General features: G+C 71.7%; 19 protein-coding genes. 8 read left to right on the forward strand and 11 right to left on the reverse strand.

All coding sequences use genetic code 11. From position 1 onward, the window contains the following. Nucleotides 1–205: 205 nt before the first annotated feature. The 6 genes from H7694_RS13740 to H7694_RS13765 all read right to left on the reverse strand — a co-directional run bounded on the left by H7694_RS13740 (nucleotide 206) and on the right by H7694_RS13765 (nucleotide 6,980). Nucleotides 206–1,201: an NAD(P)-dependent alcohol dehydrogenase gene (locus H7694_RS13740; RefSeq protein ID WP_193597020.1), complete on the reverse strand. Its 996-nt coding sequence runs from the start codon at nucleotides 1,199–1,201 to the stop codon at nucleotides 206–208. 1 nt (nucleotide 1,202) lies between these two features. Then, entirely contained in the window at nucleotides 1,203–1,418 is a 216-nt protein-coding gene (locus tag H7694_RS13745) for a helix-turn-helix transcriptional regulator (RefSeq protein ID WP_193597021.1), read from the reverse strand. Next, on the reverse strand, nucleotides 1,418–1,861 hold the full coding sequence (locus tag H7694_RS13750; protein WP_193597022.1) for a hypothetical protein: 444 nt from the start codon (nucleotides 1,859–1,861) through the stop codon (nucleotides 1,418–1,420). Before H7694_RS13750 ends, H7694_RS13745 begins: the two co-directional genes overlap by 1 nt. A 133-nt stretch (nucleotides 1,862–1,994) precedes the next feature. Further along, nucleotides 1,995–5,687 carry a proline dehydrogenase family protein gene (locus H7694_RS13755; protein WP_193597023.1) on the reverse strand — a complete coding sequence of 1,231 codons (3,693 nt, stop codon included), beginning with the start codon at nucleotides 5,685–5,687 and terminating at the stop codon, nucleotides 1,995–1,997. Nucleotides 5,688–5,770: 83 nt separating this feature from the next. Next, nucleotides 5,771–6,364 carry a hypothetical protein gene (locus H7694_RS13760; protein ID WP_193597024.1) on the reverse strand — a complete coding sequence of 198 codons (594 nt, stop codon included), beginning with the start codon at nucleotides 6,362–6,364 and terminating at the stop codon, nucleotides 5,771–5,773. A 55-nt stretch (nucleotides 6,365–6,419) separates the two neighbouring features. Continuing rightward, entirely contained in the window at nucleotides 6,420–6,980 is a 561-nt protein-coding gene (locus H7694_RS13765) for an acyl-CoA thioesterase (protein ID WP_193597025.1), read from the reverse strand. Between the two features lie 119 nt (nucleotides 6,981–7,099). Here H7694_RS13765 and H7694_RS13770 point away from each other — a divergent pair, with 119 nt between their 5' ends. Together H7694_RS13770 and coaE are read left to right on the forward strand one after the other, a co-directional pair. Beyond that, on the forward strand, nucleotides 7,100–7,606 hold the full coding sequence (locus tag H7694_RS13770; RefSeq protein ID WP_193597026.1) for a GNAT family N-acetyltransferase: 507 nt from the start codon (nucleotides 7,100–7,102) through the stop codon (nucleotides 7,604–7,606). A 115-nt stretch (nucleotides 7,607–7,721) separates the two neighbouring features. After that, nucleotides 7,722–8,339 carry a dephospho-CoA kinase gene (gene coaE / locus H7694_RS13775; protein WP_193597027.1) on the forward strand — a complete coding sequence of 206 codons (618 nt, stop codon included), beginning with the start codon at nucleotides 7,722–7,724 and terminating at the stop codon, nucleotides 8,337–8,339. Nucleotides 8,340–8,366: 27 nt separating this feature from the next. Here the strand turns inward: coaE and H7694_RS13780 are convergent, their stop codons facing one another. After that, a complete protein-coding gene (locus H7694_RS13780) occupies nucleotides 8,367–8,828 on the reverse strand; it encodes a nuclear transport factor 2 family protein (RefSeq protein ID WP_227468136.1) in 462 nt (153 codons plus the stop codon). An 85-nt stretch (nucleotides 8,829–8,913) separates the two neighbouring features. On the opposite strand from H7694_RS13780, the gene H7694_RS13785 reads away from it, so the two are divergent. Next, nucleotides 8,914–10,068 carry an epoxide hydrolase family protein gene (locus H7694_RS13785; protein ID WP_193597028.1) on the forward strand — a complete coding sequence of 385 codons (1,155 nt, stop codon included), beginning with the start codon at nucleotides 8,914–8,916 and terminating at the stop codon, nucleotides 10,066–10,068. A gap of 52 nt (nucleotides 10,069–10,120) precedes the next feature. Here the strand turns inward: H7694_RS13785 and H7694_RS13790 are convergent, their stop codons facing one another. From H7694_RS13790 to H7694_RS13800, 3 genes are read right to left on the reverse strand one after another with little or no spacing between them, the layout of a single operon-like run. Continuing rightward, nucleotides 10,121–11,044, reverse strand: a complete 924-nt coding sequence (locus tag H7694_RS13790; protein ID WP_193597029.1) for an NAD-dependent epimerase/dehydratase family protein — start codon at nucleotides 11,042–11,044, stop codon at nucleotides 10,121–10,123. Then, nucleotides 11,041–11,823, reverse strand: a complete 783-nt coding sequence (locus tag H7694_RS13795; RefSeq protein ID WP_193597030.1) for a MaoC/PaaZ C-terminal domain-containing protein — start codon at nucleotides 11,821–11,823, stop codon at nucleotides 11,041–11,043. The genes H7694_RS13790 and H7694_RS13795 overlap by 4 nt, the downstream gene beginning before the upstream one ends. Then, a complete protein-coding gene (locus tag H7694_RS13800) occupies nucleotides 11,820–12,722 on the reverse strand; it encodes an SDR family oxidoreductase (protein WP_193597031.1) in 903 nt (300 codons plus the stop codon). Before H7694_RS13800 ends, H7694_RS13795 begins: the two co-directional genes overlap by 4 nt. 153 nt (nucleotides 12,723–12,875) lie before the next feature. On the opposite strand from H7694_RS13800, the gene H7694_RS13805 reads away from it, so the two are divergent. The 5 genes from H7694_RS13805 to H7694_RS13820 are packed head-to-tail and all read left to right on the forward strand — an operon-like array spanning nucleotide 12,876 to nucleotide 17,223. Next, on the forward strand, nucleotides 12,876–13,634 hold the full coding sequence (locus H7694_RS13805) for an enoyl-CoA hydratase family protein (RefSeq protein ID WP_193597032.1): 759 nt from the start codon (nucleotides 12,876–12,878) through the stop codon (nucleotides 13,632–13,634). Between the two features lie 5 nt (nucleotides 13,635–13,639). After that, nucleotides 13,640–14,497: a CoA transferase subunit A gene (locus H7694_RS13810; protein ID WP_193599239.1), complete on the forward strand. Its 858-nt coding sequence runs from the start codon at nucleotides 13,640–13,642 to the stop codon at nucleotides 14,495–14,497. Then, nucleotides 14,494–15,249 (forward strand): CoA-transferase subunit beta, encoded by a 756-nt coding sequence (locus H7694_RS17715; RefSeq protein ID WP_227468137.1) that lies wholly within the window; start codon nucleotides 14,494–14,496, stop codon nucleotides 15,247–15,249. Before H7694_RS13810 ends, H7694_RS17715 begins: the two co-directional genes overlap by 4 nt. Beyond that, nucleotides 15,246–16,367 carry an NAD(P)H-dependent flavin oxidoreductase gene (locus H7694_RS17720; RefSeq protein ID WP_227468138.1) on the forward strand — a complete coding sequence of 374 codons (1,122 nt, stop codon included), beginning with the start codon at nucleotides 15,246–15,248 and terminating at the stop codon, nucleotides 16,365–16,367. The genes H7694_RS17715 and H7694_RS17720 overlap by 4 nt, the downstream gene beginning before the upstream one ends. Then, nucleotides 16,336–17,223, forward strand: coding sequence for an SDR family oxidoreductase (locus H7694_RS13820; RefSeq protein WP_193597033.1), 888 nt, complete (start codon nucleotides 16,336–16,338; stop codon nucleotides 17,221–17,223). The genes H7694_RS17720 and H7694_RS13820 overlap by 32 nt, the downstream gene beginning before the upstream one ends. A gap of 42 nt (nucleotides 17,224–17,265) precedes the next feature. On the opposite strand, the gene H7694_RS13825 is transcribed toward H7694_RS13820, so the two are convergent. Then, nucleotides 17,266–18,417, reverse strand: a complete 1,152-nt coding sequence (locus H7694_RS13825) for an acetyl-CoA C-acetyltransferase (RefSeq protein ID WP_193597034.1) — start codon at nucleotides 18,415–18,417, stop codon at nucleotides 17,266–17,268. Nucleotides 18,418–18,419: the final 2 nt, after the last annotated feature.

Genomic DNA, 18,419 nt, shown 5'->3' on the forward strand with positions numbered 1-18,419 from the left:
GGGTGCTCCTCGGGAAGGTGCGGCGGACGCTGTCCAGGGGCCTGACGGAAGTTCGACCCGCCGCTCGATCGGAGCGGAGGCGGGGAAGATGCGACACAGGCACGCCACTGATATTTTTGCACCCCGGGCACCCTCGACGCCAGTGCGGGCCACCGCGTCGCGGCTTCGGGCGGATGCGCCGCGGCTGCCGACCGCCCCAGCGGCGTCAGGATGCCGCGTGCACGACGACCTTCCCGATGGTGTGCCCCGCCTCGACGTGGGCCAGCGCGGTGTCGGCCTGATCGAACGGGAACTCCCGTTCGATCACCGGTGCAATGGCACCATCAGCGGTCAGCGTGAGCAGTTCGCGCAGGACGTCGGGTTTCGGCACGGCGGCCAGGGGGCGGATGCGGCGGCGTGAGCCGATCGAGAGCGCTGCGGCGCGCAGCATCCGCGGGATCGGGCCGAGCAGCGGCGTCCCGTCGCCGCCGACGAGCACGATCGTGCCGTCGGGGCGGGTGGCGCGCTGCAGGGCGCGCAGCGGCGCCCCTCCTGCGATGTCGATGATCGCGTCGTAGGCGTCCTCCTGCAGCCGGTCGGCGGGCAGGTCGCGCGGCAGCACCTGGGCCGCGCCGAGGCTTTCGAGCAGCGCCCGGCTGCGCTCGCCCGCCGTGACGTGCACCTCGATGTCGCGGCCGGTGGCCAGCTGCACGGCGAAGGTGCCGACGCCGCCTGATGCGCCGAGGATCAGCATTCGGCCACCCGGGCGGATGCCGGCGCGCTCGATCGCCTGCCAGGCCGTGCCGCCGGCGATCGGCAGGCAGGCCGCGATGTGCGGCGGCACCTCGTCGGGACGTGCGACCAGGCGCGCGGCCGGTGCGACGGCGAACGGGGCGAGGCCTCCCCCGCCGGGGAGCTCGGCGACGACCTCGTCGCTGACAGCGGCATCCGTCACTCCCTCGCCGACGGCGACGACGGTGGCGGCGACGTCCATGCCGCGGACGGGATTGCGGGGCCGGGTGAGGCCGAAGACGAGCCGCACGAGGCCCGGTTCGCCGCGCATGACGCGCACGTCGCCGGAGTTCAGCGCCGTGGCGCGGATGCGCAGCAGCACCTCGCCCCTGGCGGGTGAGGGGATCTCGCGGTCGGCGAGGCGGGTGGCGGATGCCGGGCCGTACCCGTGCTGCATCCAGGCGGTCATGGTGCCGGTCGTGACGGTCATGTCATCCCTCCGGGTACTGGAAGACGTCGTCGAGGGCGACGTCGAAGGCGCGGGCGATCTGGAAGGCCAGTTCGAGGGTGGGCGAGTACTTGCCCTGCTCGATGGCGTTGAGCGTCTGGCGGGTGACGCCGACGGTGCGGGCGAGATCGGCCTGGGTGAGCCCGGCCTGCTCGCGGTGGGCGCGGATGGTGTTGGTGACGAGGGTGGGCTTGACCATCAGATCAGGCCCCGGCGGTAGGCGATCACGCGGGCGATGCCGCCGACGAATGACGAGATCGCGAAGCCGGCGAACATGGTGTTGGCGATCCAGAACAGGTCGGCCTCGAACGCGCACAGCGCGATCACGCCGAGGCCGGCGATGACGAGGAAGGCCTGCTCGACCCGGCCGCCCATGCGGCTGATGTCGCGGTCACGGATGTCGGATGCCGTCGCCGATTCGCGGTCGCGCATGCCGGCGGCGATCCCCCAGAGGATCGAGATGAGGATGCTGACAACGATGCCGGTTCCGATCGACCACAGCATCGGCGGCAGCCAGTCGACGCGCGCGATGTCGCCGTCGCTCGCGTTCGTGCTCGCGTTCGTCAGGAGCACGATGTAGACGCCGAGGGCGATGACGGTGCCGATCAGCCCCGACCAGGCCGCCCGCTCGTGATAGACCATGACCCGCTCCTTCGTGTAAAAGATTCTTTACACGAAGGCTAAGCCCGCCCACCGCTGCGTGTCAAGAATCTTTTACACCCCGCCAACCTGCCACCCCGCCACCCCGCTCCCGTATGAGCGAGGGGTGGGTGGGTCAGATGATGGACGCGCTCCAGGCGTCGGGGTTTCCGAAGCGGTGCGCGGTGATCGAGATCGCCTGCTCGCGCAGGAAGGGCAGCAGCTCGATGCGGCCGGCCGAGGTCACCTCGTCGTCGTAGACGGCCAGCGCCCGCTCCGTTCCGACCGCCGTCGCGACGGCGCGGTGCAGCCGGGCGACCGACTCGCGCCCGCCGACGAGCCGCACGCGGTGGCCGTCGACGGTCTCGCCCTCGGACTGCTCGCTGCTCAGCATCCGCTCGGTCCATTCCTCGTCGGTCTCGACCGCGACCATCACGTCGAGCGCGCCGAGCTCGGCGCGCACCCCGGCGGGCACCCCGTCGGGCACCGAGACGAAGAAGTCCGCCCCCGATCGGATGCCCGCCAGCACCACCCGCAGCAGCTCCTGCAGCCCGGCATCCGCCGTCGCGCGCACCATGACGGGCACCGGCCGGTAGCGGAACAGGTTGCGTTCGATGCCCAGCTGCGACACGTCGCGCACCTGGCCGAACTCGCGATCCCAGGCGACGGCATCCGAGAGCGCGGCCTGGCGCAGCCACTCGAACGCCTCGAAGTCCAGCGACGACTGCGCCGCCTCGATGAGCCCCGAGATGCGCGTGTCGAGGCCGCGCAGGTGCAGCGTGCTGGAGGTCTTGCCGCGCGGCTGAGAGCGCCAGGATCCCAGCCCGATCAGGTAGTTCGGGCCGCCGGCCTTGGCGCCGGGACCGACCGACGAGCGCTTCCACCCGCCGAAGGGCTGCCGCTGCACGATCGCGCCGGTGATGCCGCGGTTCACGTACAGGTTGCCGGCCTGCACCTCGTCGAGCCAGAGCGCGAGGTCGGCGGGGTCCTGCGTGTGCAGTCCCGCGGTGAGCCCGTAGGCGACGGCGTTCTGCAGCTCGATGGCGGCGCTGAGCGTCGGCGCGTGCATGATGCCGAGCATCGGCCCGAAGAACTCCTCGAGGTGGGTGCGCGACCCGGGCTGCACGCCGACCCGGATGCCGGGGCTCCAGAGCCTTCCGCTGTCATCGGCCGACCGCGGCGTCACCAGCCATTTCTCGTCGCCCTCGAGCTCGGTGAGCGCCCAGGCGAGCTTGCCCTGCGGCTTCTCGATGACCGGGCCGACTTCGGCGCGCGGATCTGCCGGCCACGCCACGCGCAGCGAGCGGGTGGCGTCGACGAGTTGCCGCGCGAAGCGCTTGGAGCGGCCGACGGGTCCGACGAGGATCGCCAGCGACGCGGCCGAGCACTTCTGCCCGGCGTGCCCGAAGGCGCTGCGCACCAGGTCGGCGACGGCCTGGTCGAGGTCTGCCGTGGGCGTGATGATCATGGCGTTCTTGCCGCTGGTCTCGGCCAGCAGCGGCAGGTCGGGGCGCCACGAGCGGAACAGGGCGGCGGTGTCCCACGAGCCGGTGAGGATGACCCGATCGACATCGGGATGCGTGATCAGCTGCTGCCCGAGTGCGCCCTCCTCGACGTCAGCCAGCACGAGCACATCGCGCGGGATGCCGGCCTGCCAGAGCGCCTCGGCGATCACGGCCGCGCAGCGGCGCGCCTGCGGCGCCGGCTTGAAGACCACGCCCGATCCTGCGGCGAGCGCGGCGAGCACCCCGCCCGCGGGGATGGCCAGCGGGAAGTTCCACGGCGGGGTCACGACGGTGACGCGTGCCGGTTCGAAACGGGCGCCCGCGATGCCGTCGAGCTCACGGCAGTTGGCGGCGTAGTACTTGGCGAAGTCGATCGCCTCGCTCACCTCGATGTCGGCCTCGGCGAACACCTTCCCGGTCTCGACCGCGGCGACCTCGATGAGCTCGGCCCGGCGGCCGGCGAGGGACGCGGCGGCACGCAGCAGGATCTCGGAGCGCTCGGATGCCGGTCGCGTCCCCCAGCCGGATGCCGCGTCGCGCACCCGCGTCACGGTCTGCGACAGCATCCGCTCGCCGTCGATGCGCGAGGCGCGCAGGGTCGCGACCCCGGGCGCCGACCCCGCGGGCGGGGCGGCGATGCGCGCGAGCACCTCGCGCGCCCACGCCCGGTTGGCGGGCAGCGCCGGGTCGCTGTCGGGGGTGTTCACGAACCCGGGCGCCCCATCGGCGGATGCCGTCAGCTCCTGGCGCGCGTATACGGCGGTCTGCAGGAACGGATCGTCGCCGGCGGCGTCGTCCTCTCCTGTCGAGCCGCGGGCGATGTCGAGCACGAGCCCGGTGAGGTTCGCGTCGTCCGCCGCGGGGCGCGTCGCAGGCCGCACCGACTCGTGCAGCGGGGCGGAGCGGTTCTGGGTGCGACGCGGGCCGACGCGCAGGGAATGGTCGCGCGAGCGCTTCACCGAGTCGACGAAACGCAGCCGCTCGCGCTCGAACAGCGAGGGGTCCTCGGCGAGATGGAACGCCGCGGAGAGGAAGTTCGAGGTCGACGCGTTCTCCTCGAGCCGCCGGACCAGGTAGCTGATGGCCACGTCGAACTCGTCGGGCCGCACCACCGGCACGTACAGCAGCACCGGGCCGACCGTCCGCGAGACCGCGGCGACCTGCCCCTGCGCCATGCCCAGCAGCATCTCGAACTCGACCGCGTCGCGCACCTCACGCTCCCCCGCCAGCAGCCACGCGTAGGCGATGTCGAAGAGATTGTGTCCGGCGACGCCGATGCGCACGGCGGCGGCGTTGCGCCGCTCGAACGCGAAGTCGAGGCATCGCAGGTAGTTCGCATCCGTGTCGAGCTTCGACCCGTAGGGCGCCTGCGGCCAGCCGTGAATGACGGCATCCACCTTCTCCATCGCGAGGTTCGCACCCTTGACGAGCCGCACCTTGATGGGCGCGCCGCCGTGCTCCACGCGGTCGCGCGCCCACGCGGTCAGCTCGCGCAGCGCCGGGAGGGCGTCGGGCAGGTAGGTCTGCAGCACGATGCCTGCCTCGAGGCGCTTCAGACGCGGATCCTCCAGGATGCGGGTGAACGCCGCGATCGTGAGATCGAGGTCGCGGTACTCCTCCATGTCGAGGTTGATGAAGGTGGCGTCGGAGGCTGCGGTGACGTACAGCGGCTTGAGGCGTTCGACGACCTCGTCGACGACATCGTCGAAGGCCCACATCGAGATGCGGCTGACGATCGCCGAGACCTTGACCGAGACGTAGTCGACATCGTCGCGGCGGATGAGGTCATGGATGCCGTCGAGCCGGCGCTTCGCCTCGGCTTCGCCGAGCACGGCCTCACCGAGCAGGTTGAGGTTCAATCGAACCTTGGCCCCTGAGCCTGTCGAAGGGCCCGAGCCTGTCGCAGGGTCGCGGATCTTCTCGAGCGCCGGCCCGAGCTTGTCGGGGCGGGCGTCGACGATGAGGTGGCCGACCATCTCACGCAGCACTCGGCGGGCGATCGGCACGGTCGGCACCGGCAGCACGGGCGCGATGCCGCCGCCGAGGCGGACGACGCCGCGCAGGTACCAGGGCAGGAACTGCGGGGCGAGCGGGGCGACCCTGTGCAGATTGGATGCCGCCGCCGTCGCGCTCTCGGGACGCATCACGCCGTCGACGAAGCCGAGCGTGAAGGGCAGTCCGTTCGGGTCGTGCAGCACGCCCGCCAGCCGCTGCGCGGCCGGATCGACATCGGCGGATGCGGCCTCGCGCACCCAGCGATGCGCGAGCTCGACGGCCGCATCGGCCAGTCGAGCCGAAGGAGCGGTCGAGGGATGCTCAGCCATGCCCCCAGCCTATGTCCGCGGGTGCCGCGAGGGCAGAGGCTGGGGGTCAGTCGAGCCTCCCGGTCAGTCGATGAAGGCGGGTGTCAGTCCAGCCACGGAACGTAGGAGAAGAATCCGATCGTCATGAACAGCCCGGTGAGCAGGGCGAGCGACGACAGGACGATGCCGATGATCCCCAGCACCCGACCGGTCGGGGTACGCACCGCGAGGATGCTGAGCACCAGCCCGACCGCTCCCATGAGCGCGCCGACGACGGGCAGCCAGCCGGAGAAGAACGCGAGTGCCGAAACGATGATCGCGGCGATCGCGATGCCGCCCGGGCCCGCAGCGACAGGCCGCTGCCCGGCGTAGCCCGGGTAGCCGCCCAGGGGATAGCCCTGCGCGTCGTACCCCTGAGGCGCATAACCCTGCGGGGCGTAGCCCGGCGCGGAGGGCGGTCCGGCGTACGGCGGCTGGCCCGGCGCGTACGGAGCCTGCTGGTACGGGGCCTGCTGGTACCCGGCCGGCGGCTGGTACCCGGCCGGCGGCTGGTACCCGGCCGGCGGCTGGTACCCCGCGGGCGGCTGATGCCCGGCGGGCGGCACAGAGCCGGCGGGCGGCTGCGGCGGCTGCTGTGGCTGGTCACCCTGCGGCTGGTCGCCCTGCGGCGCCGAAGAACTGGGCGGTTCGTAGGTCATGATGTCCCCCTCGTGACTCGCCTCCAGCTTAGAGCCGCGCGCCGCACGGGTGGGTTCAGTGCCAATCGCTAGGCGCGGGCTTCTTCGTCGAGGGCAGGGCGGATGCCGCTGCCCACTCGTGGATCCATTCGTCGATGTCGGGCAGCCCGGAGGGGGTGCCCACCGCGGCGAACACCTCGTCGTGCGGCACCATCCCGCCGCTGCGGCGCAGCATCCGCGCCCTGACGATCGCCCGCGCGTAGACCTCGCCGTCGATGACGGCGCGGTGCTCCATGAACACGGCGCGGTCGTCGTGGCCGATCAGGCGCGATTCGACGTCGAAGCGCTGCCAGAGCTCGAGCGACCGGCGGAAGGTGACCGTCTCGCTGGAGACGACGGCGTACCAGCCCCGCTCCTTCATGACGCCGAGCAGGCCGGTGCGGGTGAGCAGATCCCAGCGGCCGAGGTCGAACAGCGACAGGTACCGGCCGTTGTTCATGTGCTGCAGCACATCGATGTCGGTGGGCAGCGTGGTCAGGCGGATGCGGCCGACCCCGTGCAACGGCATCCGGTGCCCTCGACGCACCTGCCGCCGGGCTCGGAGGATCACGAGAAGGGTGCGCCAGATCACATTCACACCGGGTGATGGTAGTGATCCTCGACGGATTACCAAACTTCATTGGCGGATCACCACAGAACACCCCGGGTGACGTCACCCGATTTCCCGTGCCGGAGATCCGCGCGTAGAGTCACGGCATGAGCGCCGAAGCCCAGCCCGAGATCATCGTCCGTCCGGTCCGCGATGCGGATGCGGAGGCCCTCGGTCGCGTGCACGCCCAGACGTGGCACGAGACCTATGACCACCTGATCAGCAAGGCTGCACTGGAGCGGATCTCGCCCCGCCGGCTGGCCGAGCTGTGGACCAACTGGGCCCGCCAGGGCGACGATTTCCGGATGAGCGCTGCGCTCGTCGACGGCGAGATCGTCGGCTTCGTCGGCTCGGGTCCCGCCCGCGACCGCGACGCCCCGGCGCTGCGGGAGCTCTACTTCATCTACCTGATCGACACGTGGCACGGCACCGGCATCGGCCAGCGGCTGTTCGACGCCGCCGTCGACGAAGGCGAGTCGCTGTACCTCTGGGTCGCCGAGGACAACCCGCGCGCGCACCGCTTCTACGCGCGCAACGGCTTCGCCCTCGACGGCGCCAGCCACACCGAGCCGTTCCTCGGCGAGACGCTGACCGAGGTCCGCTTCGTCCGCTGACCTCGTCGTCCTCCCGCCGAAACCCCTCGTGGTTTCCGAGACCCCTCGTGATTTGCGCGAATCACGAGGGGTCTCGGCACTGGTGAGGGGTTTCGGCGCAAGTGGGAGAGGGAGAATGAGCGGTGCGGTGCTGGTCGGGCTTACGGGCGGCATCGGCGCGGGCAAGAGCACGGTCGCCCGGATGCTGCAGCAGCACGGCGCCCGGCTGATCGACGGCGACGCCGTCGCGCGGGACGTCGTGGATCCTGCCACGCCCGGCGGCCAGGAACTGCTCGTGAAGATCAGCGCGCTGCTCGGCTCCACAGCGCTCCGCGCCGACGGTTCGCTGGATCGCACCGCGGTGGGAGCGCTGGTGTTCGGCGACGAGGCGCTGCGGCAGGCGTACAACGCGCTGATCCATCCGGCGATCCGCGACGAGGTCGGCCGGCGCATCGCGCAGGAGCGCCGCTCCCCCGGCGTGATCGTGCACGAGATCCCGCTGCTGCGCCGCGGGAGCGCGCCGCTGCCCTGGACGTACGATCTCGTCGTCACGGTGGAGGCGGATGCCGCGGTGCGGCAGCACCGTCTGCAGAAGGAGCGCGGTCTGGATGCCGAGGACGCGCGGCGCCGCATCCTCGCCCAGGGCGACGAGGCCGACCGCACCGCCATCGCCGATGTGGTGCTGCGCACAGATGGGAGCCTGGGCGAGACGAACCGTCAGGTCGCCGAGCTGTGGAGCCGGCTCACCGCCTGAGCAGGCCCGGCGGGCCGCCCGGGCCGATCACGGCCGCGGGTGACGCACCTCGACCACGCGCATCGAGTCCACCGTGTACGCCCGGCGGGCGAAGCGCCAGCCGGCCGGCGTGCGCACGTACTCGTCGGCGTAGTGAATGTGCCACTGGTCGTCCTTGCCGCGGACGAGGTGATGGGCCACGCACGCGGTGCGACCGAGAGCGCGATCCGGCGACCCGGGGTCGGCATCGACGACGTGGCCGGCGATCTCGTGCACAGTGGCGTCCAGGTGCAGCACACGCTGCAGCGCCTGCTCGATCCGCACGCGCCCCTGAAACGCGTCGACCGGCGTCATCGACTCCGGCGGACGCGGGACGACCAGCTCGGCGTCCTCGGCGAACAGTGCCGCCGCGGCAACCGGATCGCGACTGTCGACATGCGCAGCGTAACGGTGCACGAGATCCGTGATCGCGATGCGGTCCGCGGCATCCAGCATCTCGGCTGTGCTCATCGTCCAACGCTACCAAACAAGCGCTCGATTGTGTGAGACTGAACGTAGAGGATGTCGATGAGGACACCTGAGCCAGGAGGATCGCATGACCGCCCGACCGCAGCCGTTCACCGTGCACGTCGCCGACGACGACATCGCCGAGCTCCGCCGGCGACTGTCGGCGACGCGCCTCGCCGACGACTTCGCCAACGACGACGGCCGCTACGGCCTGCGCGCACCGATGCTGCGCGAGCTCATCGACCACTGGGGCGGCGCGTTCGACTGGCGCGCGCAGGAGGAGCAGATCAACGCGCACCCGCAGTTCGTCGTCGACTTCGACGGCATCCCGGTGCACTTCCTGCACGTGCGCGGTCGCCGACCGGGGTCCATCCCGATCATCCTCACCCACGGCTGGCCGTGGACGTTCTGGGACTGGCGCGGCGTCATCGGACCACTGACCGATCCCGAGGCGCACGGAATGCCCGACGCACCCAGCTTCGACGTGGTGATCCCCTCCCTGCCCGGGTTCGGCTTCTCCTCCCCCCTGCGCACACCGATCGGATGCCGTGGCACGGCCGTGCTGTGGGACCGCCTCATGCACGACACGCTCGGCTACGACCGCTATGCGGCCGGCGGCGGCGACTGGGGCGCGAAGGTGACCGGCGAGATCGGGCAGCTCTTCCCGGATCGGGTCATCGGCGTCTACATGCTCATGCTCGCCCTGCCCGGACGCACCGCACCCCTGGACGGCCCCGACCGATTCGCGCCCGAGGAGCAGTGGATGATCCGCCGCATGGAGCAGGCCCGCCCGCTCGTGACCAGCCACCTGGCGGTGCAGCGCCACGACCCGCAGACGCTCGCCTACGCCCTCGACGACTCCCCGGCGGGCATGGCGGCGTGGATCTGGGAGCGGCGGCTGAATTGGAGCGACCCGGAGCGCCTGGGCACGCTCGAGTCCGAGCGCGACTTCCTGTGCACCACGGCATCCCTCTACTGGCACACCCGGACGATCGGCACCTCGATGCGGTTCTACCGCGAGAACTTCGGGGACGCGCTTCCCGAACCGCTGGGCCGCATCACCGTGCCGACCGCGTACGGCACCGGCCCGCACGATCTGGTCTACATGCCGCGCGCCGAGGCCGAGGCCGCGACCGACCTGCGCCGCTGGTCGATGTTCCCGGCCGGCGGGCACTTCGCGCCCAACGAAGTTCCCGACCGCGTCGCCCGCGAGTTCGGGGAATTCTTCGGCTCGCTCCGCTGAGGCCTCCGCGCCGGTGTGCGACGCGGGACCCCCGCATCGCACATCGTCCGGTTCAGCGCCGCGCGTCGGCCAGCTCGACGATCTCGGCCAGGGCGCGCGGTACGTCGTCGCGCGTGTAGCCGAGCAGCGCCACCTCGGCCGGATCGGGCTCGTAGGCGATCACCGCACCGCGGCCCTGCACGATGAAGCGGTCGGGCTGGAACGGATGCTCCTGGTCGCGCTCCTCGATGACGACGCCGCTGCCCGCCGCATCCGCGAGCAGCTGGAAGTACTCCCGGTAGGTGAGGTTGCTGTCGCCGATCAGATAGGCGTGACCGCCGACCCCGGCATCCAGGGCCCCGCGGACGGCCTGCGACACCGATCGCACCGACATGTAGTTGGTGCCGCCGGCCGGCGCGTACGCCTCGGGCTCGGCGACCTCGCCGCGCACCCACGCGATCATGCGCTCGAAGTGGCGCAGCGTGCGCCCGCCCGAGGTGCCCACGATCGACGGCGGGTTCAGCGTGATGGCCGCGAAGCTCTCGTCGGACAGCGCACGTGCGCGCTCGTCGGCGTCCCTGCGGGCTGCGACGTACGGGATGCGCTGCGCCCATTCGGGGTGCAGCTGGTGGTAGTAGCTGCCGATCTGGATGAAGCGCCCGACGCCGGCCTGCTTGGCCAGGGCCGCGAAGCGCGGCACGCCGGTGCTCTGCATCCGATCCCAGAACGCGCCGTCCTCCTCATCGGCCGGGACGTGCCTGATGTCATTCCCCGCGGCGAAGACGACCGCGTCGAACCCCTCCAGCAGTCGCGGCGAGATGTCCTCGGCACTGTAGTCGCCGACGATCCGCGGCAGATCCGCGACCACGGGCGGGTCGTAGCGCTGCGGCTCGCTGCGCGACTGCACCGTCACCTCATCGCCCTGCGCGAGCAGGTCGGCCGTGATGTGGCTGCCGATCATGCCGGTGGCCCCGACCACGAGGATGCTGCGGCTCATGCGAACACCGCCTTCCCGTCGGAGATGACGACTTCGTCACCGCGGCTGAGGTCGAAGGCGCCATCCGACCACGACCGCAGAGTGAGCGCGTCACCGGGGATCACCGGGCCCGAGAACCGTCCGGCGAGCTCGGTGAGATCGGCCGGATGCGCTCCGCTGTCGCGTGCGATGGTCAGCGTGGCCGCGGCCAGGGTGCACAGCCCGTGCAGGATCGGCCGGGGCTGGCCGATGCGCGCGGAGGCCTCGGGGTCGACGTGGATGTGGTGCCGATCACCGGTGAGCCGGTAGAGCACGGCCTGCTCGGCGAAGGTGTGCACGGTAGCCAGGTGCGGCTCCGTGCGCTCCTGCGGAGCCGGCCGGCCGGGGCCGCGCTCACCGCCGAACCCGCCCACGCCGGGGGCGAACAGCGACCACGTCGCGGTGAACTGCTCGCACTCCACGATCACGTCGAAGACCGCGGCGCTGCCCTTGTCCCAGACGTCGCCGACGCGGGCCGACAGCGTGAGCTCGCCCTCCCGCGGCAGGGCGCCGTGCACGTGCAGGGTCTGCGACCCGTGCACCGCCATGTTGTCGAACGCCCCCGCCTCGGCGAGCACGTCTGGCGCCCACTGCGCGAGCGTCAGCCCGAACGACGGCAGCACGCGCAGCCGCTCCTCGAAGACGAGGTCGAGCTCGTCGGCGCGGGCGCCGACGGCGAGCGCATAGAGGATCGCGTCGCGGTGCGTGTACGACACCGTGCGGCTGCCGAGATCGCGGCCTGCCCAGTCGCCGGCGTTCATGCGCCGTACACGGGCTCGGGGACTGCGCCCTCTTCGATCAGCCCGCGCACCGCGTCGCCGACATCCTCGGCGTTCCAGCGGCGCTCGAGCACCCGGCGCGGGCCGTGCCGCCATCCTTCCTCGAGGCAGATCGACCCGCCCTCGACCTCGAGCACGCGTCCGGTGATCGAGCAGTCCGCGCTGGCCAGCCACGCCACCACGGGCGAGACGTTGCCAGGGTCCATGCGGTCGAAGCCGTCGGCCGGGGCGGCCATCGCGTCAGCGAAGGGCCCCTCGGTCATGCGGGTGCGCGCCGAGGGCGCGATGGCGTTCACGGCGACGCCGTAGCGGCCGAGCTCCTGCGCGGCGACGAGCGTCAGCGAGGCGATGCCGCCCTTGGCCGCGGAGTACGCGGCCTGCCCGACACTGCCCTGCAGCCCCGCCCCGGATGAGGTGTTGATCACGCGGGCGACCGGCACGCGCCCTTCCTTCGCCTCGGTGCGCCAGTGCGCGGCAGCGTGCCGCAGCGGAGCGAAGTGACCCTTGAGGTGCACGCGCAGCACCGCATCCCACTCGTCCTCCTCGGCGTTGACGAGCATGCGATCGCGTACGAAGCCGGCGTTGTTGACGAGGATGTCGAGCCGCCCGAACGCGTCGATGGCCTGGGCGATCATCTCTCCGGCCTGGGCGAAGTCGGCCACGTCGGCGCCGTTCGCGACCGCCTCGCCGCCGAGATCGCGGATGGCCTGGACGACTTCGTGGGCGGGCCCGTCCGAGATGCCGTCTCCGCCGAGCGTGGTGCCCAGATCGTTGACGACCACCTTGGCGCCCTGACGGGCGAGCTCCAGGGCGTGCTCACGGCCCAGCCCACGGCCGCCGCCCGTGACGACGGCGACGCGGCCTGCGAGGATTCCGCTCATTCGACTCTCCTTCGAGACTTCGCGCTCTGGCGCGGGGAAACGTGCTCCCCACGCTACCAACCAAGCAATTGCTAGGGCAACTCTGATGTGTCACTATTGTCGATACCAAGCAAGTGCTAGGGTGACGAGCAAACGTTAGGTCAGGTGTCGACGATGTCGCTTTCCTCCACCGTGCGGTCCAATGGCGTCCGCATCATCACGATGGATTATCCGCCCGTCAACGCCCTGCCCGTGCAGGGCTGGTTCGATGTCGCGGATGCCATGCGCGAGGCGACAGCGGATGCCGCCACCCGCGTCGTGCTGCTGCGCGCCGAGGGTCGCGGATTCAACGCGGGCGTCGACATCAAGGAGATGCAGCGCATCGAGGGCTTCTCGGGGATCCTCGGCGCGAACCGCGGATGCTACGAGGCGTTCAAGGCGATCTACGAATGCGCCGTCCCCGTCGTCGCCGCCGTCAACGGACACTGCCTGGGCGGCGGTGTCGGCCTGGTCGGCAACAGCGACGTGATCATCGCCGACGAGGACGCCTACTTCGGCGTGCCCGAGGTCGACCGCGGAGCGCTGGGCGCCGCGACCCACCTCTCGCGCCTGGTCCCCCCGCACCTGCTCCGCTCGATGTACTACACCAGCCGCACGATCACCGCCTCCCGGCTGCACGAACTGGGATCGGTGGATGCCGTCGTCCCGCGCGCCGAGCTCGACGACACCGCACTCGCCTTCGCCGATGAGATCGCCCTGAAGGACCCCCGCGTCATCCGCGCCGCCAAGGAGGCGCTGAACGGCATCGACCCGGTCGACGTGAACCGCAGCTACCGCTTCGAGCAGGGCTTCACGTTCGAGCTGAACCTCGCCGGCGTCGCCGACGAGCACCGCGACGAGTTCGTCGCGACCGGAGGGAACCTGGAGACGTGACCGCGATGCCGGGGATCATCGACGACCCCGCCGAGCTGATCCGCGACGGGATGACCATCGGGATCGGTGGCTGGGGCTCGCGCCGCAAGCCGATGTCACTCGTGCGCGCGATCGTGCGCTCGGGCGCACGCGACCTCACCGTGGTCAGCTTCGGCGGCCCCGACGTCGGCATCCTGTGCGCCACCGGCCAGGCCGCCGAGATCGTGCACGGCTTCGTCTCGCTCGACTCGATCGCGATCGATCCGCACTTCGCCGCGGCGAGGCAGGAGGGTCGGGTGCGCAGCGTCGAGCTCGACGAGGCGATGCTCGTCGCCGGCCTACGCGCCGCCTCGCGGCGACTGCCGTTCGAGGTCACCCGGTCGGGTCTCGGATCGGATGCCGTGGATCGCAACCCCGGTATCCGCACGATCACCTCTCCGTACGAGGACGGCGAGACGCTCGTGGCGATGCCCGCGATCCCCCTCGACCTGGCACTGCTGCACCTGGACCGCGCCGACCAGGCCGGCACCGCGGTGTGCCTGGGCCCCGACCTGTTCTTCGACGACCTCTTCGCCGGCGCCGCGGCCAGGACCGTCGTCAGCGTGGAGCGCGTCGTGGCCACCGGCGAGCTGTTCGAGGGCGCGACGCACACGGCATCCGCCCTGAACCCCACCCTGACCGACTGGGTCGTCGAGGCGCCCGGCGGGGCGGGCTTCACCGCGCATCCGCCGCACCATCCGCGTGATGAGGCGCTGCAGCGCCGATACGCCGCATCCGCCGCCGATGCCGCCGCGTGGCGGGAGTTCGCCGAGCGTTTCGTCGCCGTCGATGATGACCGCTACCGCGACGCGGTGTCGCGCTTCCACGCCGAGGAGGCGTCATGACCTCCCCCGCCACCCGTGCCGAGGTCGCGGCGACCGCCTGCGGCGACCTGTTCCGCGGCAGCGGCCGCATCCTCGCCGGCCCGATCGGCGTCATCCCGTCGATCGGCGCGCGCCTGGCCAAGCTGACCCACTCCCCGCAGCTGCTGCTCAGCGACGGCGAGGCGACCATCTTCGCCGACGTGCCGCCGGTGGGCGAACCATTCGAGCGGGTGCAGGCGCCGTTTCCCTACCGCGACCTGTTCGAGCTGATCGCACGCGGGGGCCGGCATGTCGTGATGGGTGCCGCGCAGATCGACCGGCACGGCAACCAGAACCTGTCCGCGATCGGCGACCGCGACCGGCCCATCCGCCAGCTGCTCGGGGCTCGGGCCGCCGCCACCAACACCCTCAGCCACGCCACCAGCTACTGGATCGCCCGGCACAGTCCCCGCGTGTTCGTGGAGCACGTCGACGTGGTCACGGGCGTCGGCCCCGCCAGGGCGCGGGCTGCGGGCGCCGACCGCCTGCAGGACCTGCGCCGCATCGTCACCGATCTGGGCGTGCTCGGCTTCGACGGGCCCGGCGGCACCGTGTCGCTCATCAGCCGGCATCCCGGGGTGAGCGTGGACGACATCGTCCGCGCCACCGGCTTCGCCCTGCACATCGCCGGCGACGTGCCCGAGACGCGCACGCCGGACGAGTCCGAGCTCATCCTCATCCGCGAGCGGATCGACCCGCATCGCCTCCGAGACCGAGAGGTTCCCACGTCATGACCACTCCGCCGATCATCTCCACCGCGCTGACCCGGCTGACCGGCGTCAGCCACCCCATCGTGCAGACCGGCATGGGCTGGGTCGCCGGCGCCCGGCTGGTCAGCGCCAGCGCCGAGGCAGGTGCGCTGGGCCTGCTCGCCTCGGCCACGATGACGCACGCCGAGCTCGAGCAGCAGATCATCGAGGTCAAGGAGCGCACCGACAAGCCGTTCGGCGTGAACCTGCGCGCAGATGCGGGCGATGCCGCCGAGCGCGTCGACCTGCTGATCCGGCACGGGGTGAAGGTCGCCAGCTTCGCACTCGCCCCTCGCCGCGAGCTGATCGCCCGGCTCAAGGATGCGGGCATCGTCGTCATCCCCTCCATCGGCGCCGTGCGACATGCCGAGAAGGTCGCAGAGTGGGGCGCCGACGCCGTCATGGTGCAGGGCGGTGAGGGCGGCGGGCACACCGGCGCGGTGCCGACCTCCATCCTGCTGCCGTCGGTCGTCTCGGCCGTCGACATCCCCGTCATCGCCGCAGGTGGCTTCCACGACGGCCGCGGGCTCGCCGCCGCGCTGGCGTACGGCGCGGTCGGGGTCGGCATGGGCACGCGCTTCCTGCTCACCAGCGACAGCGCCGTTCCCGAGCAGATCAAGCAGCGCTACCTCGGCTTCGGGCTGGACGGCACGGTGGTCACCACCCGCGCCGACGGGATGCCGCACCGGCTGCTGCGCACCGACTTCGTCAACGGCCTCGAGCAGGGCTCGGGTCTCGCACAGCTGCTGCCGACCCTGCGGCGCACTCTGGCGTTCAAGCGCATGTCCGGCCAGAGCTGGCCGGCACTGGTGCGCGACGCGATCGCCATGAAGCGCGCCTCGGGCCGCAGCTGGCTGCAGATGTCGCAGGCGGCCAACACGCCGATGCTGCTGAAGGCAGGGCTCGTCGACGGCGACGTCGAGGCGGGGATGCTTGCCGCCGGCCAGGTGGTGGGGCTGATCGACGACCTGCCCAGCTGCGAGGAGCTGGTCGACCGCGTCGTCCGCGACGCCGCCGCCCACCTGCGCGCCGCTGCGGCGCAGGTGATCGAGCCGACCGAAGGAGCATCCGATGACATCGCACACGCCTCAGGCACCCGCTGAGCCGAACCAGACCGCTGAGCCGGACCACGCCGCTGCCTTCGGCGGGCGGCTGGCCGTGATCACCGGCGCCGGCGGCGGGATCGGCGCGGGCCTGGCCCGCCGGGCCGCGGCCCTGGGCATGCGGGTGGTCGTGGCCGACATCGACGAGGATGCCGCCGCGGCGGTGGCCGGCGCGCTGCGCGCGGACGGCGCCGAGGCCTGGGCCGAGCACGTGGACGTGCGCGATCCGGATGCCGTGGAGCGGCTCGCCGAGAACGCCTTCGCGCGGGGCCCCGTGGGACTGCTCATCGGCAACGCCGGGGTCGAGCACGTCGGCTACGCCTGGGACACGTCGCCGGGGAGCTGGCGGCGCACCTGGGAGGTCAATGTCAGCGGCGTCTTCCACGGCATCCGCTCGTTCGTCCCCCGCATGATCGCCGCCGGGGCGCCGGCCCGCATCTGGAACGTCGCCTCGATCGGCGCGGTGAGCGGGATGCCGATGCAAGCGGCCTACATCGCCACCAAGCACGCCGTGCTCGGACTGACCGAGTCGCTGCGCATGGATGTGGAGCAGGCCGGGCATCCGATCGAGGTCGCGGCGGTGCTCCCCGCCCCCGTCGCCTCGCGGATCTTCGACGACGCCGAGCTGACCGCCGAGGGCGATGCCGCCGGCGCCGAACGGGTGCGGGCGATGATGTCCGAGCTGCTGCGCGATGCGCAGACGCCGGACGATGCCGCCCGCGAGATCTTCCGCCAGGGTGCCGCGGGGCAGTTCTACATCCTGCCTGACGAGGAGTTCGGGATCGCGCGCTTCGATGTGCGCGCCGGTCGGCTGCAACGACGTGAGGCACCTGCGGCGGCCCGCCGCGCTGACTGACGCAGTGGATCCCGGGGCCGCACGCGCCCCGGGATCGTGCTGTCAGAGCCGCTCGATGATCGTCACGTTCGCGACGCCGCCGCCCTCGCACATGGTCTGCAGCCCGTAGCGGCCGCCGGTACGCTCGAGCTCGTTGAGCAGCGTGGTCATCAGGCGCGTGCCGGTGGCCCCGATGGGGTGGCCGAGGGCGATGCCGCCGCCGTTGACGTTGACCTTCTCGTGCGGCGCTCCGGTCTCCTTCATCCAGGCCAGCACGACCGGTGCGAACGCCTCGTTGACCTCGAACAGGTCGATGTCGTCGATGCTCATGCCGGTGCGCTCGAGTGCGTGGGCGGTGGCCGGGATCGGCGCGGTGAGCATGAACACGGGGCTGTCGCCTCGTACCGACAGGTGGTGGATGCGCGCCCGCGGGGTGAGACCGTGCTCGGCGACCGCGCGCTCGCTCGCGATGAGCATGGCGCTGGAGGCGTCGCTGATCTGCGAGGCCACGGCGGCGGTGATGCGGCCGCCCTCGGTCAGCGTCTGCAGTGCGGCCATGCGCTCGAGCGAGGTGTCGCGGCGCACCCCCTCGTCCTGTGTGAGGCCGTTCAGCGGTGCGATCTCGTTCGCGAAGCGCCCCTCGTCCTGGGCGCGCGCCGCGCGCTGGTGGCTCTCCAGGGCGAACCGCTCCATCTCCTCGCGGGTGATGTCCCACTTCTCGGCGATCATCTCGGCGCCGACGAACTGCGAGATCTCCTGCCCCGGGTAGCGGGCCTGCCAGCCGGGCGACTCCGCGAACGGCGTCGTGAATCCGTAGGCCTCGCCCGCGCTCATCGCCGACGAGATCGGCAGCTGCGACATGTTCTGCAGCCCGCCCGCGATCACCAGGTCGTTGGTGCCGCTCATCACGGCCTGCGCGGCGAAGTGCACCGCCTGCTGGCTCGAGCCGCACTGACGGTCGATCGTCACACCCGGGACGTGCTCGGGGAAGCCGGCGACCAGTGCGGCCGAGCGGCCGACGTTGCCCGCCTGGCCGCCGATCGTGTCGGTCGCGCCGATGATCACGTCGTCGATGGCACCGGGGTCGATCCCCACGCGGTCGACGAGCGAACGCAGGCTGTGCGCCCCGAGGTCGGCGGGGTGGATGCCCGACAGCGATCCGCCGCGCTTGCCGACCGGCGAGCGGACGGCGTCGACGATGTATGCCTCTGCCATGT

The sequence above is a fragment of the Microbacterium sp. YJN-G genome, from assembly GCF_015040615.1.
Classification (GTDB): domain Bacteria; phylum Actinomycetota; class Actinomycetes; order Actinomycetales; family Microbacteriaceae; genus Microbacterium.